Source organism: Chromobacterium sp. ATCC 53434 (assembly GCF_002848345.1).
Lineage (GTDB): Bacteria > Pseudomonadota > Gammaproteobacteria > Burkholderiales > Chromobacteriaceae > Chromobacterium.
This window is the reverse complement of the sequence record NZ_CP025429.1, coordinates 4,663,917-4,690,761: the sequence shown is the minus strand read 5'-3', so window position 1 is coordinate 4,690,761 and position 26,845 is coordinate 4,663,917. Positions and strand designations below refer to the sequence as shown.

The window sequence follows — 26,845 nt, the reverse complement described above, 5'->3', positions numbered from 1 at the left end:
GCCTCAGTCCACGGTTTCGGCGTGGCGGCTGGGGGACTGCTTGTTGCCGTACATCTTGCGGTCCGCCACCGCCAGCAGCTCGTCTATCAGCAGGCCGTCCTCCGGATAGTAGGCGGTGCCGATGCTGACGCCGACCAGGATGCGGTGGTTGTCGACCTGGTACGGCATCTGGATCGCCTGTTTCAGCCGCGCCACTACCTTGTCGGCCTCGCGGTTGGACTCGATGTCTTCCATCAGGATCACGAATTCGTCGCCGCCGATGCGGGCGACGGTGTCCTCGTCGCGTATCACGTCCTGGATGCGGGCGGCGATCAGTTGCAGCACCCGGTCGCCGACGACGTGGCCGTAGGTGTCGTTGACCGGCTTGAAGCGGTCGAGGTCGAGAAACAGCAGGCCGAGCCGTTTGCCGCTGCGGTCGACGCGGCTGATCGCGTGCTGCAGCCGGTCATAGAACAGATTGCGGTTGGCCAGCCCGGTCAGCCGGTCGTGGTTGGCCAGGTGAAACAACTGGTTTTCGCGCTGGCGGCGGTTGTTGCTGCTGCGCACGAAGCCGTAGCCGGCCAGCCCCATGCCTATCGCCAGCAGCAGCGTCAGCAGCAGCCACACCGCCCATTCCAGCATGCCGATCTGCCCCCAGCCCTGCTGCCAGCTCAGGGTGAAGCGCAATGGCTGGTTGCCGCCGCCGAGCAACTGGCTGGTTTCCAGCCGCGGGAACAGCAGCCGCTCCAGCATGCCGGCCTGCGCGCCGTCCAGGCGCAGCGGCTGGCCGCTCGCGGTCCGCGAACTATCGTCGCGGTGACGGATCGAGACCTCCATGCCGGCCGGCAGTGGAGGGTCGGCCGGCAGCAGCGAGTCGGCGCGGATGAACAGCAGCGCGAAGTGCCGGGGCTGCAGATCCGGCGGCTTGTCGGCGGCATGGTTGTCTATGCTGCGCAGCAGCGCGTAGCCGGGATCGCCCTGCGGCAGCCGCAACTGACGCGACAAGGTGGTGCGGCCGCTGTTCAGGCTGTCTTGCAGCGCCTCGCGCAATTGCGGCTGCTGCCAGGCGTCCATGCCGACCAATTGCAGATTGGCCTGCGATTGCGGTTCGGCGAACATCAGCGGGAAGTATTCGGTTTGCGGCGGCGGCGCGGCGTCGGCTTGCCGCGCGCCGAACGGGCGCAGCCGATGGTCGGCGCCGTACTCGCGTTGCAGCTGGCGGTTGAAGCCGTTCAGCCGGGCCGGCGGCACCCGCTCGATGTGGGCCAGCGCGACGATTTGCGGATAGCGGCGCAGCAGTTGCGTGACGAACGGGTGTTTGCGGCGGGTTTCGTTGCGGTGGTCGAGCGCGCTGAAAGTGGCGTAGCTGTCGAGTATGGTTTCATTGGTGAGCAGCCGCTGTTTCAGCTGTTCGGTCAATTGCTGCAACTGGTTGTTGAATTGCTGTTCCGCGCCCAGCAGCGAGCGGCTGGCGATGGACAGCGCCGCCAGCGCGCTCAGTATCAGCCATAGCGCTATGCATCCAGCATAAACCAGTCTTGCTTGCATGTTAAAACCATCGACATATATTCGGCAATGACTGATTCTATAAGAACGGGTGCCTATTTTTTAGCAATAAATCGGCGAAAGATCGAATTAAGTAATAGTACGTAACGTAGGCGCGGCGGCTAATGCGGCCTTAATTGCGTGGATTTGACGACGGCTTATCGGCAGCGGTTCGGCGATGTCGCGCAGCCTGACCACCCATTGCTCGTCGCCGCCGTTGCCGCTGCGGCGCAACTCCTGCACCGCGTGGCGCATCACCAGGCAGTTGCGGTGGATGCGCAGCACCGCGTCGCCGAGGCGCTGCTCCAGCGCCACCAGCGCGTCGTCCAGCAAATATTCGCCGTCGCGGCTGACCAGCGTGACGTATTTGAGCTCGGCCTTCAGATAGCGCGCCTCGCTGAACGGCACGTTCAACAAGCGGCCGCGCTGGCGCACGGTGAAGCCGGGCATCGAGGCCTGGTTGCCGCAGCGCGTCAGCGCCCGCCGCAGCGCTTCGGCCAGCCGTTCGCGCCGCACCGGCTTCAGCAGGTAGTCGGCGGCGTCCAGCTCGAAGGCCTCCACCGCGAAGTGGTCGTGCGCGGTGCTGAAGATCAGTTGCGGCGACAACGGCTGCCGCCGCAGCAGTCTGGCCACCTCGATGCCGTCGAGGCCGGGCATCGAGATGTCCAGCACCACCACGTCGGCCGGATGGCGGGCCAGCCAGTCCAGCGCGGCCTGGCCGTCCTCCAGGCATTGCACCTGGCCGACGCCGTTGTCGGCCAGCAGCTGGCGCAGCCGCTCGCGCGCCAGCATCTCGTCGTCCACCACCACCACCCGCAGTTCGCTTACAGCGTCCATTGTCGCTTGTCCATCTTGTCGACCAGCGCGCGCCATGATTGCAGGATTTTCTGGAATTTGTTGTTGGCCGGCGCGATTTCCCGCACTTTGGCCAGTAGCTCGTAGGCGCGGCGCATATGGCTCTCGTGCCAGCCATGCTGGCTGACGTAGGCCAATACCGCATTGATCAGGTTCAGCATGATCTGCACATTGTGCGGCATTTCCTCCAGCGCCTTGATGAAGCGTTCGATCGCGGCGTCGAAGGCGCCGGTCTGCGCTTCGCGCACCGCCTGGTTGTTCAGCTCCAGCACCGATTTGACGTTCTGGGAGATCAGTTGGCGGCCGGCCTCGGCTAGGCCGATTTCCTCGAACATGTCGCCGAAGCGGGCCAGCATGTCCTCGTCGTCGTGATGGTTGCGCACCAGGTATTCCATCACCGCATTGCCCTGCTGATCGCGCCCTTGCCGGTAGCAGGCGCGGGCGTATTCCATCTGGGACTCCTCGTTCAGCTTCGGGGCGAGCTGCTTGAAGCGCTCGCCGGCGGCCTCCAGCAACTCGCGGGCCTTGTCGCCATTGCCGTTCTTGGCCTGCAGCTGGCTGTCCATCACGCCGGCCAGCCATTCGCCCTCCTCGTTGTAGCGGTAGTCGTGGCGCAGATTGGCCAGCGTGCGGCCGGCGTTGCCGCTGTCGCCGCGCGCCAGCTGTACCCGCAGCAACGCGGCGTAGTGGGTGGGGCTGCGATGCCAGGTGTATTTGGCGATGTCCAGCGTCTGCTGGCAGGCGGTCTCGGCGGTGGCCAGGTCGCCGTTGAGCACCGCCACCTCGGCCAGCTGCTGCTGGCGGCGGAACACCACCGGCGACATTTCGGTGGCGGTCTGCAGCGTGTCCTGGGCGCGGTCCAGGTCATGGCTGCCGCGGTAGAGCCGGGCCAGCCAGTCGTAGGCTTCCATCACCTGGTTGTTGTCGGCCAGCACCGCCTCGAACAGCATCCGCGCCTCGTCCGGCGATTTCAGGCCGGCCAGCGACTTGGCCAGGCCCATCTTGGCCCAGGTGGCTGGCTTGAGCCGCAGCACCTGCATATAGGCTTCGCGCGCGGTGTCGTAATCGTTGATCTTCAGCGACAGCGAGCCCTTGAGCCGCATGAAGTCGATGGCGAATTCGTTGTCTTCGGCGATCTTGCGGCTGCAGGTGTCGATCGCGGTCAGGTATTCGTGGCGCAGCACGCTCTCGTCGACCAGGCGCAGCGCGTCGCGCTTGCGCATCGCCCGCTCCAGCCGCGCCCGCAGCACCTCGCCGGTGAACGGTTTCAACAGGTAGTCGTCCGGCACCAGCTCGGCGGCCGAGATCACCCGCTGCGAGCGGCGCTCGCCGGTGACGATCATGAAGACGCAGGATTGCTTCAGCAGATTGCGCTCGCGGACTTCCTCGAACAGATAGAGGCCGTCGTAGCCGTTGCCGAGGTCGTAGTCGCACAGCACCACGTCGAAATCGTACTTGGCCATCTTGGCCAGCGCGTCGCTGGGCTTGCTGGCGAACTCGACGGTGTTGGCGCCGAACGACGACAGCGTCATCGCCAGCGCGCGCTGCATCTGCGGCAGGCTGTCTATGATCAGGAACAGCCGTTTGGCGTACGGGTCTTCGTAGCCGTTGCGCGGCGGCGCCGAACGCACATGGTGCACCGGTTCCGGCGCCGTGGACGGTTGGGTCGGGGATTCGCTCATCGGATGTCGCTATGCTCGCGGCATGGTCCTGTGTCAGTCGAATGGAAGCGCCGTCCCCGCTCCCGGAGCGGTTCAGGCCGGCGTCAGCTTGGCGTAGCGCAGATCCAGCCACTTCACGCCGTGTTCGGCGAAATTGATCTGCAGCCGCACGTCCGCGCCGCCGCCTTCGGCGTTGATCACCACCCCGACGCCGAACTTGGCGTGGCTGACCGACTGGCCGATGCGCAGGCCGTAGTCGTTGTCGGCCTGGCGGCGCGGCATCGCGGCCGACTGTCTAGCCGCCGGCGCGGCGGGTGTTTTCACTGTAGCAGACAGAGAATGGATCAGTTCCGCCGGAATCTCGTCGATGAAGCGCGACGGTATCGGGTAGCGGCTCTGGCCGTGCAGCATCCGGCTTTGCGCGCTGGACAGATAGAGCCGCTTGCGGGCGCGGGTGATCGCCACATACATCAGCCGACGCTCTTCCTGCAGGCCCTTGCCGTCCATCACGCTGTTCTCGTGCGGGAACAGGCCTTCTTCCAGGCCGCTGACGAAGACGGCGTCAAACTCCAGGCCCTTGGCGGCGTGCACCGTCATCAGCTGCAGCGCGTCGCTGCCGGCGTCGGCCTGGTGCTCGCCGGCCTCCAGGCTGGCGGCGGACAGGAATTCGGTCAGCGCCTGCTCCGGCTGGTCCGGCATGAAGCTGGCGGCGGCGTTGATCAGTTCGTCGAGGTTGGCCAGCCGCTCCTCGCCGTCCTTCTTGTCCTGTTCGTACATGTCGCGCAGGCCGCTGCGGTCTATGACCAGGCTGATGGTTTCGGCCAGGCTGAAGTCGCGGCTCTGCTCGCGCATCCGCTCTATCAGCAGCACGAATTCGCCTATCTTGGCGGCGGTGCGGCCGCTGCCGGCGCCGCAGGCGGCCTGCCACAGCGAGATGCCCTGCTCGCGGCCGACGGCCTGCAGGCCCTCGACGCTGCGCGCGCCTATGCCGCGCGCCGGCACATTGATCACTCTGAGCAGCGCGTTGTCGTCGTCCGGATTGGCAACCAGCCGCAGATAGGCCAGCGCGTGCTTGATCTCCTGCCGTTCGAAGAAGCGCAGGCCGCCGTAGATGCGGTACGGAATCTGGGCGTTGACCAGCACGTGTTCCAGCAGCCGAGACTGGGCGTTGGAGCGGTACAGCACGGCCATGTCGGACAGCGCCAGCCCTTCGCGGTGCAGACTCTTGGCCTCGTCGACGATGAACTCGGCCTCCTCGCCGTCGCTGCCGGCCTGGAAGAAGCGGATTTTTTCGCCGTCACCGGCGTCGGTCCACAAATTCTTGCCGAGACGGCCGTCGTTCTTCTCGATCAGCGCGTTGGCGGCGTTCAGGATGTGGCCCATCGAGCGGTAGTTCTGCTCCAGCCGCACCGGTTCGGCCACCTGGAAGTCGGATAGCAGCGCGCGCATATTGCCGACCTCGGCGCCGCGGAAAGCGTAGATGCTCTGATCGTCGTCGCCGACGGCGAACAGCGCGCCGTGCTCGCCGGCCAACAGTTTCAGCCACGCGTATTGCAGCCGGTTGGTGTCCTGGAACTCGTCGACCAGGATGTGGGCGAAGCGGCCGCTGTAATGAGCGCGCAGCGCCTCGTTGCGCGACAGGAGCTCGTAGCTTCTGAGCAGCAGCTCGGCGAAGTCGACCACGCCTTCGCGGCGGCACTGGGCGTCGTAGGCGGCGTACAGCTCAACCAGCTTGGCCTCGTACGGATTCAGCGCCGGCGGCAGCGCCTCGGCGCGCACGCCGGCTTCCTTGTTGCCGTTGATGAAGCTCTGCACCGCGCGCGGCGGGTATTTCTCGTCCGACAGTTCCAGGCTTTTCAGCAGCCGCTTGATCGCCGCCTGCTGGTCGGCGGAATCGAGGATCTGGAAGGTCTGCGGCAGGCCGGCGTCGCGATAGTGTATGCGCAGGAAGCGGTTGCACAGGCCGTGGAAGGTGCCTATCCACATCGTGCGGACATTGACCGGCACCTGGGCCGACAGCCGGGTCTGCATCTCGCGCGCGGCCTTGTTGGTGAAGGTCACCGCCAGCAAGCCCGCCGGCGAGGTCTGGCTGGTGGACAACAGCCAGGCGATGCGGGTGGTCAGCACCCGCGTCTTGCCGCTGCCGGCGCCGGCCAGCACCAGCGCGCTCTTGGCCGGCCAGGTGACCGCGCGCAGTTGTTCGGGATTCAGACCGGCTAACAGATCGCTCATGACGGGACGCTTTTCCACTGCAAAAACGCCATTTTAGCATGCGTCCCGTCCCGTTTTGGCGGCGTTACTCCTGCAACTGGTAGCGCGACATCATCGTCTTCAGCCGGCCGTTCTTGTGCAGGCGGTCTATCGCGTGGTTCAGCTGGTCGAGCTTGACCGGCGACTGCGGCGATAGCGCGCACATGGTCGGCTGCGACGACACCACCAGCGGGTGCACCTTGAAGCTGGACGCTTCCTGGGCGTGGCCGCGCGCCCACCAGACATAGGTCAGCTCGGTGACGATGGCGACGTCGCTGAGCCGTTTCTCCAGCGACTTGAACATCAGGTCGAAACGGGCCTCGGTCTGCCGCTCGCTGCGGTTGCTGGACCACAGGTATTCCAGCGACGGGTAATGATAGCCATGCAGCGTGCCGATATGCTTGCCGGCCAGGTCGTCCGGCTGACGTATCGGCGGCAGCCCCTTCAGCGACAGCACGCGTTCGGTCAGCGGATAGATTTCATGGCTCCAGTTGAGGCGGGCGGAATTGGCGAACCAGTCCGGATTGGCGTTGCAGATCAGGTCTACCTTGCCGGTTTCGATACTGGGTTCGACCCGGCGCCGCGCCAGCAGCAGGAACTGCGGTTTCATGCCCATCTCGTCGGCCAGCAGCAGGCCCAGGTCGCGAGCCAGGCCGCCGTTCAGGGTATTGCCGTCCTCGGACAGCACGGCGATCGGCGGGGCGTCGGTGTCGGCGACGCCGATGCGCAGGGCGGCGGCTTGAGACGCGGCCGTCGCCATCAGCAATAAGAAGCCTATGCATTTTTTATGCAAAAGGGCCATATCGACTCTCTCTCTTTATTCTATGGCCGGGCATCGGATAGCCAGGATGCCGGTGTTAAGATGATTGGGCACTATAGCCCTTGTTGTTGATACCGTTTTAGACAAAAGTAAGCGCGCGCGACATGACAAAGCCATTCCCTCATCCCGTTTATCAGCAGTTATCGCAACACATCCTGATCCTGGACGGGGGGATGGGAACGATGATCCAGCGCCACCAGCTTGACGAGGCCGATTACCGCGGCCGGCGCTTCGCCGACTGGCCGTGCGACGTCAAAGGCAACAACGACTTACTGGTGCTGACCCGGCCCGACGTGATCGCCGGCATCCACCAGGCCTATCTGGACGCCGGCGCCGACATCGTCGAGACCAACACCTTCAACGCCACGTCGATCGCGATGGCCGACTACCGGATGGAGACGCTGGTGTCGGAGATCAACCGCGAAGCGGCGCGGCTGGTCAAGGAGCTGTGCGTCGCCGAGACGGCGAAGAATCCGGCCAAGCCCCGATTCTGCGCCGGCGTGCTGGGTCCGACCAACCGCACCTGTTCGATCAGTCCAGATGTCAACGACCCGGGCTACCGCAACGTCAGCTTCGACGAGCTGGTGGAGAGCTACACCGAGGCGATAGACGGCCTGGTGGCCGGCGGCGCCGATCTGCTGCTGGTCGAGACGATCTTCGACACGCTGAACGCCAAGGCCGCGGTGTTCGCCATCCATCAATACTTTGACGAGCGCCCGGATACCCCGCGGCTGCCCATCATGATTTCCGGCACCATCACCGACCAGTCCGGCCGCACGCTGACCGGCCAGACCACGGAAGCCTTCTACAACTCGCTGTCGCACGCCGACGCCGCCAGCTTCGGCCTGAACTGCGCGCTGGGTCCGGACCTGCTCAGGCCTTATGTCGAGGAGTTGGCGCGGGTGTCGGCCACCTACGTCTCCGTGCACGCCAACGCCGGCCTGCCCAACGCCTTCGGCGGCTACGATCTGGAGCCGGAAGCGATGGGCGGATATGTCCGGGAATGGGCGGAGTCGGGGCTGATCAATATCGTCGGTGGCTGTTGCGGCACCACGCCGGAGCACATCGCCGCCATCGCCCGCGCCGTGGCCGGCGTCGCGCCGCGCGCGCTGCCCGATATCGAGAAGAAATGCCGGCTGTCCGGTCTGGAGCCGTTCAACATCGGCGACGGCGATTTATTTGTGAATGTGGGCGAGCGCACCAACGTCACAGGCTCGCGCGCCTTCGCCAAGCTGATCCTGAACGGCGACTACGCGACGGCGCTGGACGTCGCGCGGCAGCAGGTGGAGAACGGCGCCCAGGTCATCGACATCAATATGGACGAGGGCATGCTGGACGCCCACGCCGCGATGGTGCGCTTTTTGAACCTGATCGCGTCCGAGCCGGACATCGCCCGCGTGCCGATCATGATCGACTCGTCCAAGTGGGAGGTGATCGAGGCCGGCCTGAAATGCATCCAGGGCAAGGGCATCGTCAACTCGATCTCGATGAAGGAAGGCCGGGACAAATTCGTCGAGCAGGCGCGGCTGCTGCGCCGCTACGGCGCCGCGGTGATCGTGATGGCCTTCGACGAGCAGGGTCAGGCCGACAATTACGCGCGCAAGGTCGAGATCTGCGAAAAGAGCTACCGCATCCTGGTCGACGAGGTGGGCTTCCCGCCGGAAGACATCATCTTCGACCCGAATATCTTCGCCGTCGCCACCGGCATCGACGAGCACGCCCGCTACGGCCTGGACTTCATCGAGGCCACCGGCTGGATCAAGCAGCATCTGCCGCACGCCAAGATTTCCGGCGGCGTGTCCAACGTCTCGTTCAGCTTCCGCGGCAACAACAAGGTGCGCGAGGCGATACACGCGGTCTTCCTCTACCACGCGATCCAGCGCGGCATGACGATGGGCATCGTCAACGCCGGCGCCCTGGAGGTGTACGACGAGGTGGACGCGGAACTGCGCGGGCGGATCGAGGACGTGGTGCTGATGCGCCATCCCAAGGATGGTGGCGACGCCACCGAGCACCTGATCGCGCTGGCCGAGAAGTTCAAGGGCGAGGCCGCCGGCGACAAGAAGACCGAGGATCTGGCCTGGCGTGAGTGGCCGGTGGAAAAGCGGCTGGAGCACGCGCTGGTCAAGGGCGTCACCACCTTCATCGTCGAGGATACCGAGGAGGTGCGGCTGAAGTCGGCGCGGCCGATACACGTGATCGAAGGCCCGTTGATGGACGGCATGAACGTCGTCGGCGACCTGTTCGGCGCCGGCAAGATGTTTTTGCCGCAGGTGGTGAAGTCGGCGCGGGTGATGAAGGCCGCCGTCGCCCATCTGGAGCCGTTCATCGACGAGGAGAAGATACGGCTGGGCCTGGCCGACGCGCCGGCCAAGGGCGTGATCATCATGGCCACGGTCAAGGGCGACGTGCACGACATAGGCAAGAACATCGTCGGCGTGGTGCTGCGCTGCAATAACTACCAGGTGATCGATCTGGGCGTGATGGTGCCGTGCCAGAAGATTCTCGACGCCGCCGTCGAGCACAAGGCCGACATCATCGGCCTGTCCGGCCTGATCACGCCCAGCCTGGAGGAGATGAGCCACGTCGCCAAGGAGATGCAGCGCCAGGGTTTCGACATTCCCTTGCTGATCGGCGGCGCCACCACATCCAAGGTGCACACCGCGGTGAAGATCGCGCCGCATTACCGGCATCCGGTGATCTACGTGCCGGACGCCAGCCGCGCCGTCGGCGTCTGCTCCAATCTGTTGTCCGACACCTTGAAGGACGGTTTCGTCGCCGAAAACCTGGCCGAGCAGCAGCGCGCGCGCGAAGGCCACGCCAACAAGGCCAATCGCAAGGTGGTCAGCCTGGCGGCGGCGCGGGTCAACAAGGAGAAGATAGACTGGGCCGACTACGTTCCGCCCAAGCCGCAATGGCTGGGCGTGCGCCGCTTCGAGCGCTATCCGCTGGCCGAGATCGCCGCCTACATCGACTGGACGCCGTTCTTCCAGAGCTGGGAGCTGGCTGGCCGCTTCCCGCGCATCCTCGACGACGAGATCGTCGGCGAATCGGCGCGGGCGCTGTATGAAGACGCCCAGCTGATGCTGAAGCAGATCGTCGACGAGAACTGGCTGGCCGCCAACGCGGTGATCGGCCTGTTCCCGGCCAGCAGCGTCGACGACGACGACATCGAAATCCGCAACGAGGACGGCGCGCCGCTGATGCGCTGGGTGGGCTTGCGCCAGCAGCTGCCGAAGATGGACGGCAAGGCCAACTGGGCGCTGGCCGACTACGTCGCGCCGAAGGACAGCGGCGTCGACGACTATATCGGCGCCTTCGCCGTCACCGCCGGCATCGGCATCGAGCCGCATGTGAAGCGTTTCGAGGACGCCAACGACGACTATTCGGCCATCCTGCTGAAGGCGCTGGCCGACCGTCTGGCCGAGGCCTTCGCCGAGCTGATGCACGCGCGGGTGCGGCGCGAGTTCTGGGGCTATGCCGCCGACGAGCATCTGGACAACGAGGCGCTGATAGACGAGTGCTACCGCGGCGTCCGTCCGGCGCCCGGCTACCCGGCCTGCCCGGACCACACGGTGAAGACCGATCTGTTCAAGCTCTTGGACGCGCCGGCGATAGGCATGACGCTGACCGAGGGCTACGCGATGCTGCCGACAGCGGCGGTGTCCGGCTTCTACTTCAGCCATCCGGCTTCGCGCTATTTCGGCGTCGGCAAGGTCGAGAAGGACCAGGTGACGAGCTATGCCGAGCGGCGCGGCGTCAGCATCGAACAGGCCGAGCGCGATCTGGCGCCGAATCTGGCTTACGACGCCTGAAGCGGCGCGGCCGGCGGCGTTGTGGATAAAACGCGCGCCGGCCGCAAGCTGTGGATAAGTCGAATGGCTACAGCAGGACCACGTCGAACTGCTCCTGCGTGTAGCTGGCCTCCACCGACAACGACACCGGCTTGCCGATGAAGTCCACCAGCATCGCCAGGCTCTGCGACTCCTCGTCGAGGAACATGTCTATCACCGACTGCGCGGCCAGGATGCGGTAGCCCTTGGCGTCGTATTGCCGCGCCTCGCGGACGATCTCGCGCTGGACCTCGTAGCACACCGTCTGCGCCGTCTTGATCTCGCCGCGGCCCTGGCAGGTCGGACACGGCTCGCACAGCACGTGGGCCAGGCTTTCGCGTGTGCGCTTGCGGGTGATCTCGACCAGGCCCAGGCTGGTGAAGCCGTTCAGCGTCACCCGGGTGCGGTCGCGCGCCATCGCCTTGGCCAGCTCGGCCAGCACCGCCGCCTGATGTTCGTCGCTGTCCATGTCGATGAAGTCGACGATGACGATGCCGCCCAGATTGCGCAGCCGCAACTGGCGGGCGATCACCTGGGTCGCCTCCAGATTGGTCTTGAAGATGGTCTCGTCGAAGTTGCGGTTGCCGACGAAACCGCCGGTGTTGACGTCTATCGTCGTCATCGCCTCGGTCTGGTCGATGATCAGGTAGCCGCCGAACTTCAGATTGACGCGGCGCGCCAGCGCCTTGTCTATCTCGGTCTCGATGCCGTGCATCTCGAACAGCGGCCGCTCGCCGGCGTAGCGTTCTATCTTGTCGACGGCGATCTGCACGTACTGCTCGGCGAATTCCACCATCCGGCTGTAGTTCTCGTTGGAGTCCACCAGCACCTTTTCGGTGTAGCCGCTGACCATGTCGCGCAGCACCCGCACCGCCAGCGGCAGATCCTCGTACAGCACGCTCTGCGCCGGCAGCGTCTTCGATTTCTGCTGGATGTCGGACCACAGCTTGCTGAGGTAGTCGATGTCGGCGGCCAGCTCGTCGTCGCGCGCGGTCTCGGCACTGGTGCGGATGATGTAGCCCTTCGGGCTGCCGGCCGGCAGCAGCTTTTCCAGCCGCGCCTTCAGGCTGTGGCGCTCGGTGTCGCTTTCTATCTTCTGCGACACGCCGATGTGCTCTTCCTGCGGCAGGTGCACCAGGAAGCGGCCGGCCAGCGAGATCTGCGTCGACAGCCGCGCGCCCTTGGTGCCGATCGGGTCCTTGATCACCTGGACGAGGACGGTCTGGCCCTCGAACAGCATCTTCTCTATCCGTTGCGGCTCGGTCGGGTGCTGGCGCTGTTCCAGCACGTCGGCGATGTGCAGGAAGGCGGCGCGCTCCAGGCCGATCTCGATGAAGGCGCTCTGCATGCCGGGCAGCACCCGCTTGACCTGGCCCAGGTAGATGTTGCCGACGATGCCGCGGCTGGCGGCGCGCTCGACATGCAATTCCTGGACAATGCCCTCTTCCAGCACCGCGACGCGGGTTTCCTGCGGCGTGATGTTGACCAATATCTGTTCCTGCGGCCGCGGCAGGTCGCGCGGCAGCGCGATCGATTGATGCAGCATGTTCGCTCCCCGGCTTATGGCAGCTCGAAGCCGAATTCGGCCAGCAGCAACGCGGTTTCGTGTACCGGCAGGCCCATCACACCGGTGTAGCTGCCCTCGATGCGTTCGACGAACACGCCGGCGCGGCCCTGTATGCCGTAGGCGCCGGCCTTGTCGAACGGCTCGCCGCTGGCGATGTAGCGTTCGATCTCGGCGTCGGACAGGGTCTTGAAACAAACGTCGGTGACCGAGGTCTTGAGCAGCAGCCGCTCGCCCTGGCGCAGCGCCACGCTGGTGATCGCCTGATGGCGGCGACCGGAGAAGGCGCGCAGCATGCGGCGGGCGTCGTCGGCGTTCTCCGGCTTGCCGAAGATCTCGCCGTCCTGCGTCACCGTGGTGTCGGCGGCCAGCAGCGGCCGCTCCGGCAGGCCGCAGGAGGAAACCACGCGCCAGCCGGCCTCGGCCTTCTCGCGCGCCAGCCGTTCGGTATAGGCGACGGCTTCCTCGCCCGGCCTCGCCGTTTCGTCGATTTCGGCGTGAATGCGTTCCAGATGAAGGCCCAGCTGTTCCAGGATCTCGCGCCGGCGTGGACTGCCGGACGCGAGGTAGATTCTGTTGTCATTGGTGCTCATATCAGGCTGCTCGTTTGTTCTTGGGCTGATGCCTAGGTTACCAGAGCGGCCCGGCGCCAACCATGGTCGCGGTGGCCGCGGGGGGCTGGTCCGGTGGAAAGCGATGGAGATTCAATGCCTTGCGCCGGCTGGCAATTGGTGAACGATTGTAGTCGCTTGGCAAGGCCCGGCGGCTGTTTTTATGTCATAAAGCATAGTGAAATTAATTTTTATGCAAATTGAACTGCAAGCGACGGTTTTGATAAGATGACTGTCTTTTTACCGTTTCCGCCGCCTCCTATGTCGCCAGCCAGCCCCGCCGCCCGCCACGCCAATCCGGCCACCGCCACCGCCATTTTGCTGATTCTGTTCAATCCCTTGGGCATTGATCTGTATCTGCCGGCCCTGCCGATGCTGCAAAGCCAGTTCCATGCCGACGCCTCGGCCAGCATAGGCGCCTTCGTGTTCAGCCTGGGCCTGGGCCAGCTGCTGTTCGGCCCGCTGGCCGACCGCGTCGGCCGCCGGCCGGTGGCGCTGGGCGGCCTGCTGGTCTACGCCGTCGCCTCCCTGCTGGCCGGCCATTGCGGCACGCTGGGCGGCTTCCTGCTCGCCCGCGTGCTGCAGGGGCTGGGCGCCAGCGCCAGCTCGGTATGCGCGTTCACCATCATCCGCGACTGCTTCTCCGGCAACGCCGCCGCGCGCCGCTACAGCCTGCTGAACGGCATGCTCAGCATCGTGCCGGCGATGGCGCCGACGCTGGGCAGCGTGCTGGTCCGGCAGTACGGCTGGCCGTCGTGTTTCCTGCTGCTGGCGGCGCTGGCGCTGGCGGCCTTCGCCGCGCTGGCGTGGAAGATGCCGGAAACGCGCCCCGCCGCCCCGCCGCGCGCCGAGCGCGCCGGCAGCGCCGAGCTGCTGCGCCATCCGGAATTGCTGCGCTACGGCGCCTGCTGCTGCACGGCGCTGGGCATGATACTCGGCTACGTCACGCTGTCGCCCAAGGTGCTGATCGCCGACGGCGGCGTCAGCCCGGCCGTCTTCGGCCTCCTGTTCGGCGCCAACGCGCTGCTGATCATGGCTGCCAGCTTCGTCGGCCTGCGCTTGATCGGCCGTTTCTCGCAGCAGACGCTGCTGCACTGGGGCCTGGGCCTGATGGCGCTGTCGGGCGCGCTGTTGCTGGCGCTGTCCGGCAAAAGCGGCGCCTGGCATTACATGGGGCCGGTGGCGGTGCTGAGCGTGGGCTTCGCCTTCACGCTGGGGCCGGCCAGCAGCCTGGCGATGGCGCCGTTCGCCCACGCGGCCGGCCGCGCCGCCGCCTTGCTGGGCTGCGCCCAGATGCTGTTCGCCGCGGTGTTGTCGGCGGCACTGGCCGCGCTGCCGCTGCCGGGGGAATGGGCGCTGGGCGGCGCGGCGCTGCTGCTGCCGCTGGCCTGCCTGCTGGCCTGCCTGCTGGCCTTGCGCCTGCAGGGCGTGCCGGCGCCGGCAGGCGCCTGAGTCCGACAACTGCCTGAATCGCTTGGGACATTTGCCGCGGCGCGAGTACAATCGCGGCTGTTCCAAGATTTGGCAGATTCATGAGCAAGCACATCCCCCGCAAGCGTTTCGGGCAGAATTTCCTGCAGGACGACAGCGTCATCGCCGGCATCGTCCACGCAGTCAATCCGCAAGCGGACGACATCGTCGTCGAGATCGGTCCCGGCCTGGGCGCGATCACCAAGCCGCTGCTGGCGCGGCTGCCGCACCTGCATGTGGTCGAGATCGACCGCGACATCATCGAGCGTCTGCGCGCCGAGCATCCGGCCGACAAGCTGACCATACACGCCGGCGACGCGTTGGCCTTCGACTTCGGCGCGGTCAGCGACAAGCCGCTGAAGATCGTCGGCAACCTGCCGTACAACATCTCGACGCCGCTGCTGTTCCACCTGGCCAGCTACGGCAACCGCGTGCTGGACATGCACTTCATGCTGCAGAAGGAAGTGATAGAGCGGATGGTGGCCGAGCCGTCCAACGCCGACTACGGTCGGCTGTCGGTGATGCTGCAGTACCGCTTCTACATGGAAAACATCCTGTTCGTGCCGCCGGAGGCGTTCTGGCCGCCGCCTAAGGTCGACTCCGCCGTGGTGCGGATGATTCCGGCGCCGGGCCGCTGCGGCGTCGCCCGCGACGAGGGCTTGCTGGAGAAACTGGTGATCCAGGCGTTCTCGCAACGGCGCAAGACGCTGCGCAACAATCTGAAGGGTCTGGTCGATGTGGCCGATCTGGAGGCGCTGGGCATAGACCCGGGCCTGAGGCCGGAGAACCTGCCGGTCGAGGACTATGTCCGGCTAGCCAATCATTTGTCTGACAAGGGCATTAAGTCCTGACACGAATAAAAAATATCCGCATACTGTCGGACAGACAAACACTACAAAGAAGATCAAGGCGCCAGCCCTAGAAGCGGCGCCGTCTCACCCCGCAAAGAGAGTCATAAGGAGAAACACTCATGCGCATTCGCACTTCCGTTCTCGTTGGATGTACGCTGGCCGCGGTCGCCGCGCTGCCGGCCGGCGCCGCCGAACTGACCGGCACGTTGAAGAAGATCAAGGAGTCCGGCGTGATCGTGCTGGGCAACCGCGATTCCTCGATCCCGTTCTCGTACTACGACAACAACCAGAAGCCTATCGGCTATTCGATGGACCTCGCGGGCAAGGTGGTGGACGAGGTGAAGAAGGAACTGAAGCTGCCGAATCTGCAGGTGAAATACAATCTGGTGACCTCGCAGACCCGCATCCCGCTGGTGCAGAACGGCACCGTGGACCTGGAGTGCGGCTCCACCACCAACAACGCCGAGCGCGGCCGCCAGGTGGCGTTCTCGGTCGGCATCTTCGAGATCGGCACCCGCTTGCTGACCGCCAAGACCTCCGGCGTCAAGGACTTCCCGGATCTGAAGGGCAAGAACGTGGTCACCACCGCCGGCACCACCTCGGAGCGGCTGATCAAATCGATGAATGCCAGCAAGAATATGGGCATGAACATCATTTCGGCCAAGGACCACGGCGAATCGTTCCTGATGCTGGAGTCCGGCCGCGCCGCCGCCTTCATGATGGACGACGCGCTCTTGTACGGCGAGATGGCCAAGGCCAAGAATCCGTCCAACTGGGTGGTGACCGGCAAGTCGCAATCGTACGAGATCTACGGCTGCATGCTGCGCAAGGAGGATCCGGCGTTCAAGAAGGTGGTGGACACCGCGCTGGAGAAAACCTTCAAGTCCGGCGAAGTGAACAAGATCTACGCCAAATGGTTCACCTCCCCGGTCCCGCCTAAGGGCCTGAACCTGAACTTCCCGATGTCCGACGAGCTGAAGGCGCTGCTGGCCAAGCCGACCGACAAGCCCGCCGAGTGATCCGGCGCGGCCGCCTGACGGCGGCCTGAGCCTTCAAACCGAAGCCATCCGCATCCGGCGGGTGGCTGCTCGACCCTGTCCGGCCGCCGGCCGGCGGGGGCATCGATCGCCGCGCGCCTTCGCGGCCGCGCGGCTGGGAGTGGCTTCATGAATTACCACTGGGACTGGGGAATCTTCTTCAAGCCTACCGGTGTCGGCAGCGAGATCTATCTGAACTGGTTCGTCAGCGGCTTCGGCTGGACGCTGGCGGTGGCCTTGAGCGGCTGGATCATCGCGCTGTCGCTGGGCACCGTGGTCGGCGTGCTGCGCACGCTGCCCAACCGCTGGGTGGCCGGCATCGCCACCGCCTACGTCGAACTGTTCCGCAACGTGCCGCTCTTGGTGCAGCTGTTCGTCTGGTACTTCCTGGTGCCGGACATGCTGCCGGAGGGCGCGCAGATCTGGTTCAAGCAGGATCTGTCGCCGATCACCTCGCAATTCCTGTCTGTCGTCGTCTGTCTCGGCCTGTTCACCGCCGCCCGGGTGGCGGAGCAGGTGAGGACCGGCATCGAGGCGCTGCCGCGCGGCCAGCGCAACGCGGCGATGGCGGTCGGCTTCTCGCTTGGCCAGACCTACCGCCACGTGCTGCTGCCGCAGGCGATGCGCATCATCATCCCGCCGCTGACCAGCGAGTTTCTGAACATCATCAAGAACTCATCGGTGGCGTCGCTGATCGGCCTGGCCGAATTGCTGGCGCAGACCAAGCAGACCGCGGAGTTTTCCGCCAATATCTTCGAAGCCTTCACGCTGGCCACCATCATCTACTTCGTGCTCAACATGAGCCTGATGCTGATGATGAACGCGCTGGAGAAGAAGCTCAGGGTGCCCGGCATGATGGGAGGCAAGTAATGGATTTCAGCCAGATCGTCCCGGCGCTGCCGGGTCTGGGCGCGGGCATGCTGCTGACGCTGAAGATGCTGGCCGGCGGCGTGATGGGCGGCGTGCTGCTCGGCATACTGCTGGCCCTGGCGCGGCTGTCCGATTTCAAGCCGCTGTCGGTGCTGGCCACGTTGTACGTCTACTATTTCCGCTCGATTCCGTTGCTGCTGGTGATCTCCTGGTTCTATCTGGCGGTGCCGCTGCTGCTGAACTGGATCACCGGCAACTTCGAGCCGGTCGGGGCGTTCACCTCCTGCCTGACGGCCTTCGTGATGTTCGAGGCAGCCTATTTCGCCGAGATCGTCCGCGCCGGCATCCAGGCGATACCGAAGGGACAGGCCGGCGCCGCCTACGCGCTGGGCATGCGCTACCACCAGGTGATGGGGCTGGTCGTGCTGCCGCAGGCGCTGCGCAAGATGTTGCCGCTGCTGTTGCAGCAGTCCATCATCCTGTTCCAGGACACGTCTCTGGTATACGCTGTCGGCCTGATGGATTTTCTCAACACCGCCCGTTCCAAGGGCGACATCGTCGGCCTGCCGCATGAATTCCTGATATTCGCCGGCATGGTCTACTTCGTGATCAGTTTTGGCGCCTCGCGACTGGTGAAGCGCCTGCAACAAAGGTTGGCTGTATGACTGCAATGATTGCGCTGAACAAGGTCAGCAAATGGTATGGCGACTTCCAGGTGCTGACCGATTGCACGACCCGGGTCGCCAAGGGCGAGGTGGTCGTGGTGTGCGGGCCGTCCGGCTCCGGCAAATCCACGCTGATCAAGTGCGTCAACGCGCTGGAGCCGTTCCAGCAGGGCGAGATCGTCGTCGACGGCATCTCGGTCGGCGATGCCAAGACCGATCTGCCGAAGCTGCGTAGCCGCGTCGGCATGGTGTTCCAGCACTTCGAGTTGTTTCCGCACCTGACCATCACGGAAAACCTGGCCATCGCCCAGGTCAAGGTGCTGGGCCGCGGCCGCGACGAGGCGATGGCCAAGGGCCTGAAGCTGCTGGACCGCGTCGGTCTCAGGGCGCACGCCGACAAGCATCCCGGCCAGTTGTCCGGCGGCCAGCAGCAGCGGGTGGCCATCGCCCGCGCGCTGGCGATGGAGCCGATCGCGATGCTGTTCGACGAGCCGACCAGCGCGCTGGACCCGGAGATGATCAACGAGGTGCTGGACGTGATGACCGAGCTGGCGCACGAGGGCATGACGATGATGTGCGTGACGCACGAGATGGGCTTCGCCCGCCGCGTCGCCGACCGCGTCATCTTCATGGACCAGGGCCACATCGTCGAGGACTGCGCCAAGGACGACTTTTTCGGCGATATGGACGCCCGCAGCGAGCGCGCGCGCCAGTTCCTGTCCAAGATCCTGCAGCATTGATCGGCGTCGCGCCGATGGCGAAGCCCGCGCCCGGCGCGGGCTTTTTTGCGCCCGGACCGCGTCCGCCGGCGAGATGTTTTTACAACAACGATCCGACTATCGGCACGCCGAATTCCCGGTACGCGCGATTCGCGGATAGCATGGGTGAAAACATTTCCAAGCAAACACCGTGAAAAGACTGATCGCCCTGCTGCTGTGCTGCCTGACGCTGACGTCCGCGCCGGCGGCCGCCCACGAGCTGGTCTTCGCCTACAACGTGTTCGAGCCTTGGAAGCGGGTGGACGCGCAGGGCCGGCCAGTCGGCCCGTACACCGAGATCGTGCGCGAGCTGGCGCGCCGGCTGGGGATGCCGCTGCGTTTCTTCCAGTGCCCGCTGTCGCGCTGTCTGGCGGCGATGCAGGCCGGCAAGGCCGACCTGATGATAGGGGTGCAGTACAGCGCCGAGCGCGCCCGCTATCTGGATTACCTGGAGCCGCCGTTCGCCAGCGGCAACCGGCTGGTCTTGTATCAGCGCCGCGACGACGGGCGCGGCGTCGCCCGCTACGCCGACCTGCTGCCGCTGACGGTGGGGGTGGTGCAGGGCGTGCGCTACCATCCGCGCTTCGACGCCGACTTCCGCATCCGCCGCGACACGGCGCCGACGATGGAGTCCAGTTTCCGCAAGCTGGTGGCCGGCCGCGTCGACGTGCTGATAGGCAACGAGCAGCAAAGCGGCCTGCTGGCGGCCAGTCCGGAGTTCGCCGCCAGCGTCAGGCGCGTGCCCCTGACGCTGGACGACACCCGTCCGAACCGGCTGGCGCTGGCGCGGACTTCCCCGCGTTATCCGGAGCGGGCGCGGATAGCGCGGACGCTGCGCGCGATGCTGGCCGACGGCAGCGTCGCCCGGCTGCTGGCCGGCGGCAAAAAGGGCGCCGATGAGCGTTAGTTGCAAAATCCGCGCTGGCCGCGCGCGGTGGCGGCTGGCATAGTAGGGCTTTTGCACGATTACCAGTGGGACGCAACGCCATGCAAGACCAACACGCCTGGTCCGGCCGCTTTTCCGAGCCGGTTTCCGAACTCGTCAAGCACTACACCGCCTCCATCGGTTTCGACTACCGATTGGCCGAGGCGGATATCGACGGCTCGCTCGCCCACGCGGCGATGCTGAACCGGGCGGGCGTGCTGTCCGACGCCGACCTGGCGGCGATCCGCCAGGGCATGGCCGAGATCCGCGACGAGATCCGCGCCGGCGGGCTGGCGTGGAGCGTCGATCTGGAAGACGTGCACATGAATATCGAGCGCCGGCTGACCGACCGCGTCGGCGACGCCGGCAAGCGGCTGCACACCGGCCGTTCGCGCAACGACCAGGTGGCCACCGACATCCGGCTGTGGCTGCGCGGCGAGATCGACGCCAGCGTCCACCTGTTGGCCGAGCTGCAGAAGAGCCTGCTGGAACTGGCGGAGGCGCACGCCGCCACCGTGATGCCCGGCTTCACCCACCTGCAGGTGGCGCAGCCGGTCACCTTCGGCCACCATCTGCTGGCCTATGTCGAGATGCTGGCGCGCGACGCCGAGCGGATGCAGGACTGCCGCAAGCGCGTCAACCGGCTGCCGCTGGGCGCGGCGGCGCTGGCCGGCACCACCTACCCGATAGACCGCCATTACACCGCCGAGCTGCTCGGTTTCGACGACGTCTGCCACAACTCGCTGGACGCGGTGTCCGATCGCGATTTCGCCATCGAATTCACCGCCGCCGCCTCGCTGGTGATGATCCACCTGTCGCGGCTGTCGGAGGAATTGATCCTGTGGATGAGCCCGCGCGTCGGCTTCATCGACATCGCCGACCGCTTCTGCACCGGCTCGTCCATCATGCCGCAGAAGAAGAACCCGGACGTGCCGGAACTGGTGCGCGGCAAGTCCGGCCGCGTCGTCGGCCACCTGATTGCGCTGCTGACGCTGATGAAGGCGCAGCCGCTGGCCTACAACAAGGACAATCAGGAAGACAAGGAGCCGCTGTTCGACACCGTCGACACGCTGCAGACCACGCTGCGCATCTACGCCGACATGATGCGCGGCGTGACGGTGAAGCCGGAGGCGATGCGCGCCGCGGTGCTGCAGGGCTTCGCCACCGCCACCGACCTGGCCGACTACCTGGTCAAGAAGGGCCTGCCGTTCCGCGACAGCCATGAAGTGGTCGCGCTGGCGGTGCGCCACGCCGAGCGGCAGGGGGTCGACCTGGCCGAGCTGCCGCTGGCGGTGTTGCAGGGCTTCAGTGCGCTGATCGCCGATGACGTCTATACCGTACTGACGCCGGAAGGCAGCCTCGCGCAACGCGACCACGTCGGCGGCACCGCGCCGCGGCAGGTGGCGGCGCAGATCGCCCGACACCGCGCCCGGCTCGGCTGAGCCCGGCGCGCCAGGCGACGGCCCTCCGCGAGGAGGGCGCTTCCTCAATGTCGACAACCCGTTGTGGCCGGGCGGTCCCGCATGCCGCGGACGCTTGCCGCGGAGACCCGATGAGTCCCTTGCATCCGCGCCGCCAACACCGGCTCAGCCATTTGCTGCCGGCGCTGCTGGTCGCCCTGCTGCCGCTGCTGACGGTGGCGCCGACGCTGCTGTGGCAGGAGGGGCAGGATTTGCGCCGGCTGGCCCGGCAGCAGATCCAGCAGGGGGTGGCCCAGGTCGACGAGATTCTGGACCAGGCCGACCAGGCCAGCCGCACCATCCTGCCGCATGCCGGCCAGCCCTGCGGCCAGGCGGTGTACAGCCTGCGCCGGCAGGTGGCGATGGTGCCCTTCGTCCGCAGCACCGCGCTGGCGCGCGCCGACACCTTCTATTGCACCTCGCTCAGCGGCAGCATCTCGCTGCCGCTCGATTCCGGCGGCTTCGCCGAGGGGCGGCTGCAGCTGTTGCCCGGCAACCACATCACGCCGAACGTGCCGCTGCTGTACTACCGGCTGCGCGGGCCGCGCGGCGACGCCATCGCCACCGTGGACGGCCGCTACCTGCAACTGGCGCTGCAGGACGCCAGCGACACCTCCCCGGTCTTCCTGCAGGTCGGCGCCGCATGGCTGGGGCCGCGCCGGGTCGGACGCGGTCCGCCGCCGCAAGCGTGGCGCACCGTCGAGATCGGCCGCTCGCAGCGCTATCCGTATACCTTGCTGACCAGCTACGAGGTCCCGTCGTGGCCGCGCCTGCTGTGGCAGCGCCACGGCCTGTTGGTCATCGTGCTGCTGTCGCTGGGCCTGGCCGCCGGCGCGACGCTGTACTGGCTGCTGGGCCGGCCGGCCTCGCCGCTGGCCGAGCTGAGGCGCGCGCTGGCGAACGACGAGTTCGAGGGCTTTCTGCAGCCGGTGATCAAGCCCGGCCTGCCGGGCTGGCAGGGCGCCGAGGCGCTGATGCGCTGGCGCCATCCGCGCGACGGCCTGATCCGGCCCGAGCTGTTCATCCCGCACGCCGAGGAATCCGGCATGATCGTGCCGATGACCTGGCAGATGATGCGGCAGGTGGCGGACCGTCTGCGCAGGCTGCCGCTGCCGCCGGACTTCCATCTCGGCTTCAACATCAGCCGCGCCCATCTGCAGGACCCGCGCTTCTACGACGATTGCCGCGAGCTGCAGCAGTCGCTGCAGGGCAGCGGAGCGGTGCTGACGCTGGAGTTGACCGAGCGCGAGCTGGTCGAGGTCACGCCCGAGGTGGAGGAACTGTTCCACCGGCTGCACCAGCTGGGGGTGAAGATCGCGCTGGACGACTTCGGCACCGGCCATTCCAGTCTGGTCTATCTGCAACAGCTGGCGGTGGACGGGTTGAAGATAGACCAGAGCTTCGTCGCCGGCATCGGCAGCGACGGCCTGTCCGCCCACATCGTCGACAGCGTGGCGGAACTGGCGGCCAAGCTGGGGTTGGAAACGGTGGCCGAGGGCGTCGAGACCGCCGAGCAGCTGGCCTATCTGAGCCAGCTCGGCGTCGGCTGGCTGCAGGGTTTCCATATCGCCAGGCCGATGCCGCTGGACGAGTTCGCGCGCCGGCTGATCGCCGGCGACACCTGGCCGCGGGTAGACCGTTTCGCGTCGGCGACGACGGCGCCCTAGCGTCGAGCGACATCCGGCCGCCGTTGTGGCGGCCGCACGCCGCCGGTCGGGAACGGGACGAAAATTGCAGCCGGCATTTGCTAACGGGGCGAAAAATATGTTACTAAAGTAACGTGATTTTCGATTCCGAATAGTTATGAGCCGCTCTCCACGTCACGACAAGATTCTGCAACTGGTCCGCGAAAACGGCTTCATGCCGATCGAGGAGCTGGCCAGGTTGCTCGATGTCACGCCGCAGACGATACGTCGCGACATCAACCAGCTGTGCGAGGCCAATCTGCTGCGCCGCTACCACGGCGGCGCCGCGCTCGGCAACAGCGTGGAGAACGAGGACTATTTTGCTCGCAAAGGAAAGTTTCAGAGCGAAAAGGCCCACATCGCCGACATGATCGCGCGCAGCATCCCCGACCACGCCTCGCTGTTCATGAGCATAGGCACCACCATAGAAGCGGTGGCGCAGGCGCTGACGGCGACGCACAAGGGCCTTCGGGTGATCACCAACAACATCCACGTCGCGTCCATCATGTCCACCAATCCGGACTTCACCGCGATGATCACCTCCGGCACCGTGCGCGCGTCGGACGGCGGCATCACCGGCGTGGCGACGCTGGACTTCATCAATCAGTTCAAGGTCGACTACGCCATCATCGGCGTGTCCGGCATCGAGTCCGACGGCTCGCTGCTGGATTTCGACTACCGCGAGGTGCGGGTGGCGCAGGCGATGATGAACAACGCCCGCCACCGCTACCTGGCCGCCGACCACAGCAAGTTCGGCCGCAACGCGCTGGTGCGCATGGGCCACATCAGCGAGTTCCACACCGTGTTCACCGACGCGATGCCGCCGGAGCCGGTCAGCAAGCTGCTGGAGGAACACAGCGTGCGGCTGGTGCTGTCCGAGGTCTGAGCGGACGCTTCTCCCAAACGAAAACCGCCTCCGGGCGGTTTTTTCATGGCGGCTCACTCGGCGAAGGCATGCGCCGCCATGTGGTCGATGAAGGCGCGCAGCCGCGGCGGCATCGCCGGCGCCGCCGGCCACAAGAGATAGAGATTGCCGCTGCGTTCCACCTGCGGCCGCGCCAGCTGGACCAGGGTGCCGGCGGCCAGCTCGCGCCGGACGGTGAAGTCCGGCAGGCAGGCGATGCCCATGCCGCGCGCGGCCAGCGCGATCAGCGCCTCGCCGGTATTGCAGCTGGCGCTGATCGGCGGCGACACCTCGCCGTCGCCGTCCGGCAGCAGCGGCCACGGCAGCAGCTTGCCGCTGTGGGGCAGCCGGTAGTGCAGGCAGCGGTGCCGCAGCAGATCGCGCGCGGTCGCCGGCTCGCCGTGTTCGGCCAGATAGCCGGGCGAGGCCAGCAGCCGCATCCGGTAGCCGCCCAGCCTGCGCGCGGCCAGCCGGGAGTCGGCCGGCTCGCCGCCGCGCACCACCACGTCGAAGCCCTCGCCTATCACGTCCACCAGCCGGTCGCTGTAGTCCAGGTCCAGCGCCACTTGCGGGTAGCGGCGCATGAAATCGGCCAGCGGCGGCGTCAGCAGGCCGCTTTCGTGCGGTAGCCCTACCTTCAGCCGGCCGCTGGGCGCGGCCAGGCCCTGTTGCAGCTCGCGCTCGGCCGCTTCTGCCTCGTCCAGGATGCGCAGGCAGCGGGCCAGGTACTGGCTGCCCTCGGTGGTCAGCGCCAGCCGCCGCGTGCTGCGGTGGACCAGGCGCGCGCCCAGCCGCTGCTCCAGCCGCGCCAGCCCCTTGCCCACCGCCGACGCCGACAGGCCCAGCTGACGGCCGGCCGCCACCAGGCTGCCCTGGCGCGCCACCTGGGCGAACAGCTCGATTCCGCTCATCTTGTCCATGATTTTTCCTGAATTACGGAAAAACATTCCGTTATGAGCGGCATGCTAACCCATTTATCCGTCATGGGCGGCGCCATTAGCATCGGGGCCTGACCTTACAGGAGTGCCGCCATGTCCACACCGTCCGCTGTTTCCCCCCAGGAGGGCGCCGCGGCGTCCCGGCCGCTGCCGGCCGTCATCTATCTGTTTGGCCTGTGCATCTTCGCGATGGCCACCTCGGAGTTCATGGTGGCCGGCATGATGCCGTCGCTGGCGGCGGCCTTCCATGTCTCGCTGGCCGATGTCGGCAAGCTGGTGTCCGCCTTCGCCGCCAGCGTGGTGGTCGGCGGCCCGTTGCTGACGCTGAGGCTGCGCGCGGCGCGGCGCAAGCCGGCGCTGCTGGGTCTGCTGGCGGTGTTCCTGATCGGCCAGCTGATAGGCACGACCGCCGGCGGCTATCCGCAGCTGCTGGCGTCGCGCATCGTCTGCGGCGTCGCGCAGTCGGCCTTCTTCGGCGTGGCGCTGGCGCTGGCCGGCGAACTGGTGGGGATGGCGAGCATCGCCCGCGCCGCCGCCCTGGTGTTGAACGGCCTGATGCTGGCCTCGGTGGCCGGCCTGCCGCTGGCGACGCTGCTGGACCAGCAATGGGGCTGGCGGCCGGCGTTCTGGCTGGTGGCGGCATTGGTGGGGCTGGCGATGCTGGGCATCGCCGCATTGGCGCCGGCCGGCGACAAGCCGGCGCGGCAGGACGCCGGCGACGAGCTGCGCGCGCTGGCGCGGCCGCCGCTGTGGGCGGCCTATCTGACCAGCGGCCTGATCATCGGCGCGGTGTTCGCCGCCTTCACTTATCTGGCGCCGATCTTCGTCGAGGTCGGCGGTTTTTCCGGCGAGACGGTGCCGCTGCTGTTCGGCGTCTACGGCGCGGCGACGGTGCTGGGCAATCTGCTGACCGGACGGCTGGCCGACCGCCACACCCGGCGCGTGCTGCTGGGCGGCACGCTGACCTTGTGTCTGGTGATGTCGGCGCTGGCGCTGGGCGCGCAATGGCAGGCGCTGACGGTGGCCGGAGTGGCCCTGCTGGGCCTGGCCGGCCTGCCGATGAATCCGGCGATGGTGGCGCGGGTGGTGCGCGTCGGCGGCAGCGGGCCGATGGTGAACAGCCTGCACATGGCGGTGGTGAATCTGGGGCTGATGTTCGGTTCCTGGGCGGGCGGCGCCGGCCTGGACGCCGGCCTGGGCCTGCGCGCGCCGCTGTGGCTGGGCGCGCTGCTGGCCTTGCTGGCGCTGCTCAGCCTGCGTCTGGACGCCGGCGGCTACAACTGGCGGATCACCGGCAATTCGCCGGGCCGGCCAAGGTGATGGCCCTGGTACAGCTCGACGCCGAGCGCGCGCATCGCTTCCAGCTGTTCGGCGGTTTCCACCCCTTCCACCAGCATGCGGCTGCCGATTTGCCAGCCGAACTCCAGCAGCGCCGGCAATTGCTGGGTTTCGCCGGCCATGTGGTCCAGCAGCAGGCTGCGGTCTATCTTGATGATGTCCGGGCACAGCGCGCCGACCTTGCCGTGGCGCGAGGCCAGCGCGCCGAAATCGTCGACCGCCACGCCGAAGCCCAGCTCGGCGGCGTGGCGCATGCCGTCCAGCAGCGGCTGGCCGTGCTGCTCGATCTCGAATTCCGGCACCTCGAAGATGGTGACGCCGGCGTCTATCTCCAGGCTGGCCAGCAGGTTCTGCAGCAGCGGCAGATGGGTGCGGCCGCCGTGGTCCAGCTGCACGGTGGCCGGCATCAGGTTCAGGCACAAGCAGCCCTCGGCGCCGCTCTGCGCGAAGTTGCGCACATGGATCAGCCGCGCCAGCCGGTCGGCTTCCAGCGCCAGCTCGGCCGGCAGCGAGGCCAGGAAGCGGTCCGGCGCCAGCCATTCGCCGCCGTCGTCGACGACGCGCAGCAGGGCCTCGTGGCCGAACAGGGCGCCGCCGCGGTAGACGATGGGCTGGAAGACGCTGAGGAAGCGGTAGCCGGCCAGGGCGGCGCAGTAGCGGCCGGATGCGTCGCGGAACAGCATGCTGCCCGCCTGCGCGCCGAGAGTGGGCTGCATGGCGCACCTGCCTTGGCGTGGGAACGATGTTTCAGCATAGCAAAAACACGTATCGAAATCGGACCCGCTAACAAACGCTTGCAGAGTATTCCGCCAGGCGCGCGCCCCAG

Annotated in this window: 21 protein-coding genes; 12 read left to right on the top strand and 9 right to left on the bottom strand. The window is 66.5% G+C overall.

The genetic code is table 11. From position 1 onward, the window contains the following. Nucleotides 1-3: 3 nt before the first annotated feature. The 5 genes from CXB49_RS20885 to CXB49_RS20865 form a co-directional block, all read right to left on the bottom strand. Nucleotides 4-1,527: a sensor domain-containing diguanylate cyclase gene (locus tag CXB49_RS20885; protein ID WP_101710155.1), complete on the bottom strand. Its 1,524-nt coding sequence runs from the start codon at nucleotides 1,525-1,527 to the stop codon at nucleotides 4-6. A gap of 87 nt (nucleotides 1,528-1,614) precedes the next feature. Next, on the bottom strand, nucleotides 1,615-2,361 hold the full coding sequence (locus CXB49_RS20880; RefSeq protein ID WP_101710154.1) for a LytTR family DNA-binding domain-containing protein: 747 nt from the start codon (nucleotides 2,359-2,361) through the stop codon (nucleotides 1,615-1,617). Further along, a complete protein-coding gene (locus CXB49_RS20875) occupies nucleotides 2,349-4,061 on the bottom strand; it encodes a tetratricopeptide repeat-containing response regulator (RefSeq protein ID WP_101710153.1) in 1,713 nt (570 codons plus the stop codon). Before CXB49_RS20875 ends, CXB49_RS20880 begins: the two co-directional genes overlap by 13 nt. Nucleotides 4,062-4,133: 72 nt before the next feature. Next, the gene (locus tag CXB49_RS20870; protein ID WP_101710152.1) at nucleotides 4,134-6,272 is read right to left on the bottom strand and encodes a UvrD-helicase domain-containing protein; all 2,139 of its coding nucleotides are present in this window, start codon (nucleotides 6,270-6,272) and stop codon (nucleotides 4,134-4,136) included. A 64-nt stretch (nucleotides 6,273-6,336) separates the two neighbouring features. Further along, complete coding sequence (locus CXB49_RS20865) at nucleotides 6,337-7,092, bottom strand: ABC transporter substrate-binding protein (RefSeq protein ID WP_101710151.1); 756 nt, start codon at nucleotides 7,090-7,092, stop codon at nucleotides 6,337-6,339. Nucleotides 7,093-7,214: 122 nt separating this feature from the next. On the opposite strand from CXB49_RS20865, the gene metH reads away from it, so the two are divergent. Next, complete coding sequence (gene metH / locus CXB49_RS20860) at nucleotides 7,215-10,925, top strand: methionine synthase (RefSeq protein WP_101710150.1); 3,711 nt, start codon at nucleotides 7,215-7,217, stop codon at nucleotides 10,923-10,925. 67 nt (nucleotides 10,926-10,992) lie between these two features. On the opposite strand, the gene rng is transcribed toward metH, so the two are convergent. Together rng and CXB49_RS20850 are read right to left on the bottom strand one after the other, a co-directional pair. Next, nucleotides 10,993-12,489: a ribonuclease G gene (gene rng, locus CXB49_RS20855; RefSeq protein ID WP_101710149.1), complete on the bottom strand. Its 1,497-nt coding sequence runs from the start codon at nucleotides 12,487-12,489 to the stop codon at nucleotides 10,993-10,995. A 14-nt stretch (nucleotides 12,490-12,503) separates the two neighbouring features. Next, the gene (locus tag CXB49_RS20850; RefSeq protein WP_101710148.1) at nucleotides 12,504-13,100 is read right to left on the bottom strand and encodes a nucleoside triphosphate pyrophosphatase; all 597 of its coding nucleotides are present in this window, start codon (nucleotides 13,098-13,100) and stop codon (nucleotides 12,504-12,506) included. A gap of 279 nt (nucleotides 13,101-13,379) precedes the next feature. Here CXB49_RS20850 and CXB49_RS20845 point away from each other — a divergent pair, with 279 nt between their 5' ends. The 10 genes from CXB49_RS20845 to CXB49_RS20800 all read left to right on the top strand — a co-directional run bounded on the left by CXB49_RS20845 (nucleotide 13,380) and on the right by CXB49_RS20800 (nucleotide 23,725). Continuing rightward, entirely contained in the window at nucleotides 13,380-14,570 is a 1,191-nt protein-coding gene (locus CXB49_RS20845) for a Bcr/CflA family efflux MFS transporter (RefSeq protein ID WP_158300977.1), read from the top strand. 80 nt (nucleotides 14,571-14,650) lie between these two features. Then, complete coding sequence (rsmA, locus tag CXB49_RS20840; RefSeq protein ID WP_101710146.1) at nucleotides 14,651-15,439, top strand: 16S rRNA (adenine(1518)-N(6)/adenine(1519)-N(6))-dimethyltransferase RsmA; 789 nt, start codon at nucleotides 14,651-14,653, stop codon at nucleotides 15,437-15,439. A gap of 119 nt (nucleotides 15,440-15,558) precedes the next feature. Further along, nucleotides 15,559-16,458 carry a glutamate/aspartate ABC transporter substrate-binding protein gene (locus tag CXB49_RS20835; protein WP_101710145.1) on the top strand — a complete coding sequence of 300 codons (900 nt, stop codon included), beginning with the start codon at nucleotides 15,559-15,561 and terminating at the stop codon, nucleotides 16,456-16,458. A gap of 147 nt (nucleotides 16,459-16,605) precedes the next feature. Beyond that, nucleotides 16,606-17,346: an amino acid ABC transporter permease gene (locus CXB49_RS20830; RefSeq protein ID WP_101710144.1), complete on the top strand. Its 741-nt coding sequence runs from the start codon at nucleotides 16,606-16,608 to the stop codon at nucleotides 17,344-17,346. After that, nucleotides 17,346-18,011 (top strand): amino acid ABC transporter permease, encoded by a 666-nt coding sequence (locus tag CXB49_RS20825; RefSeq protein WP_101710143.1) that lies wholly within the window; start codon nucleotides 17,346-17,348, stop codon nucleotides 18,009-18,011. The genes CXB49_RS20830 and CXB49_RS20825 overlap by 1 nt, the downstream gene beginning before the upstream one ends. Nucleotides 18,012-18,016: 5 nt before the next feature. Next, a complete protein-coding gene (locus CXB49_RS20820; protein WP_101710142.1) occupies nucleotides 18,017-18,751 on the top strand; it encodes an amino acid ABC transporter ATP-binding protein in 735 nt (244 codons plus the stop codon). 169 nt (nucleotides 18,752-18,920) lie between these two features. After that, a complete protein-coding gene (locus CXB49_RS20815; protein WP_101710141.1) occupies nucleotides 18,921-19,676 on the top strand; it encodes an ABC transporter substrate-binding protein in 756 nt (251 codons plus the stop codon). Nucleotides 19,677-19,756: 80 nt separating this feature from the next. Then, nucleotides 19,757-21,136 (top strand): argininosuccinate lyase, encoded by a 1,380-nt coding sequence (gene argH / locus CXB49_RS20810; protein WP_101710140.1) that lies wholly within the window; start codon nucleotides 19,757-19,759, stop codon nucleotides 21,134-21,136. A 110-nt stretch (nucleotides 21,137-21,246) separates the two neighbouring features. Next, nucleotides 21,247-22,821, top strand: a complete 1,575-nt coding sequence (locus CXB49_RS20805; protein ID WP_158300976.1) for a cyclic diguanylate phosphodiesterase — start codon at nucleotides 21,247-21,249, stop codon at nucleotides 22,819-22,821. A gap of 136 nt (nucleotides 22,822-22,957) precedes the next feature. Then, a complete protein-coding gene (locus tag CXB49_RS20800; protein WP_101710138.1) occupies nucleotides 22,958-23,725 on the top strand; it encodes a DeoR/GlpR family DNA-binding transcription regulator in 768 nt (255 codons plus the stop codon). 53 nt (nucleotides 23,726-23,778) lie between these two features. Here the strand turns inward: CXB49_RS20800 and CXB49_RS20795 are convergent, their stop codons facing one another. Next, on the bottom strand, nucleotides 23,779-24,663 hold the full coding sequence (locus CXB49_RS20795) for a LysR family transcriptional regulator (protein WP_101710137.1): 885 nt from the start codon (nucleotides 24,661-24,663) through the stop codon (nucleotides 23,779-23,781). 111 nt (nucleotides 24,664-24,774) lie between these two features. Here CXB49_RS20795 and CXB49_RS20790 point away from each other — a divergent pair, with 111 nt between their 5' ends. Further along, on the top strand, nucleotides 24,775-26,001 hold the full coding sequence (locus CXB49_RS20790) for an MFS transporter (protein ID WP_233492874.1): 1,227 nt from the start codon (nucleotides 24,775-24,777) through the stop codon (nucleotides 25,999-26,001). Here CXB49_RS20790 and CXB49_RS20785 read toward each other — a convergent pair. After that, on the bottom strand, nucleotides 25,956-26,735 hold the full coding sequence (locus tag CXB49_RS20785) for an EAL domain-containing protein (protein WP_101710136.1): 780 nt from the start codon (nucleotides 26,733-26,735) through the stop codon (nucleotides 25,956-25,958). The two genes, CXB49_RS20790 and CXB49_RS20785, sit on opposite strands and share 46 nt — an antisense overlap. Between the last annotated feature and the right edge of the window lie 110 nt (nucleotides 26,736-26,845).

Bases quoted from the DNA above. Each gene is read 5' to 3' on its own strand.
- CXB49_RS20885 (WP_101710155.1), bottom strand. From the start codon at position 1,527: ATGCAAGCAAGACTGGTTTATGCTGGATGCATAGCGCTATGGCTGATA.
- CXB49_RS20880 (WP_101710154.1), bottom strand. From the start codon at position 2,361: ATGGACGCTGTAAGCGAACTGCGGGTGGTGGTGGTGGACGACGAGATG.
- CXB49_RS20875 (WP_101710153.1), bottom strand. From the start codon at position 4,061: ATGAGCGAATCCCCGACCCAACCGTCCACGGCGCCGGAACCGGTGCAC.
- CXB49_RS20870 (WP_101710152.1), bottom strand. From the start codon at position 6,272: ATGAGCGATCTGTTAGCCGGTCTGAATCCCGAACAACTGCGCGCGGTC.
- CXB49_RS20865 (WP_101710151.1), bottom strand. From the start codon at position 7,092: ATGGCCCTTTTGCATAAAAAATGCATAGGCTTCTTATTGCTGATGGCG.
- metH (WP_101710150.1), top strand. From the start codon at position 7,215: ATGACAAAGCCATTCCCTCATCCCGTTTATCAGCAGTTATCGCAACAC.
- rng (WP_101710149.1), bottom strand. From the start codon at position 12,489: ATGCTGCATCAATCGATCGCGCTGCCGCGCGACCTGCCGCGGCCGCAG.
- CXB49_RS20850 (WP_101710148.1), bottom strand. From the start codon at position 13,100: ATGAGCACCAATGACAACAGAATCTACCTCGCGTCCGGCAGTCCACGC.
- CXB49_RS20845 (WP_158300977.1), top strand. From the start codon at position 13,380: ATGTCGCCAGCCAGCCCCGCCGCCCGCCACGCCAATCCGGCCACCGCC.
- rsmA (WP_101710146.1), top strand. From the start codon at position 14,651: ATGAGCAAGCACATCCCCCGCAAGCGTTTCGGGCAGAATTTCCTGCAG.
- CXB49_RS20835 (WP_101710145.1), top strand. From the start codon at position 15,559: ATGCGCATTCGCACTTCCGTTCTCGTTGGATGTACGCTGGCCGCGGTC.
- CXB49_RS20830 (WP_101710144.1), top strand. From the start codon at position 16,606: ATGAATTACCACTGGGACTGGGGAATCTTCTTCAAGCCTACCGGTGTC.
- CXB49_RS20825 (WP_101710143.1), top strand. From the start codon at position 17,346: ATGGATTTCAGCCAGATCGTCCCGGCGCTGCCGGGTCTGGGCGCGGGC.
- CXB49_RS20820 (WP_101710142.1), top strand. From the start codon at position 18,017: ATGATTGCGCTGAACAAGGTCAGCAAATGGTATGGCGACTTCCAGGTG.
- argH (WP_101710140.1), top strand. From the start codon at position 19,757: ATGCAAGACCAACACGCCTGGTCCGGCCGCTTTTCCGAGCCGGTTTCC.
- CXB49_RS20805 (WP_158300976.1), top strand. From the start codon at position 21,247: ATGAGTCCCTTGCATCCGCGCCGCCAACACCGGCTCAGCCATTTGCTG.
- CXB49_RS20800 (WP_101710138.1), top strand. From the start codon at position 22,958: ATGAGCCGCTCTCCACGTCACGACAAGATTCTGCAACTGGTCCGCGAA.
- CXB49_RS20795 (WP_101710137.1), bottom strand. From the start codon at position 24,663: ATGGACAAGATGAGCGGAATCGAGCTGTTCGCCCAGGTGGCGCGCCAG.
- CXB49_RS20790 (WP_233492874.1), top strand. From the start codon at position 24,775: ATGTCCACACCGTCCGCTGTTTCCCCCCAGGAGGGCGCCGCGGCGTCC.
- CXB49_RS20785 (WP_101710136.1), bottom strand. From the start codon at position 26,735: ATGCAGCCCACTCTCGGCGCGCAGGCGGGCAGCATGCTGTTCCGCGAC.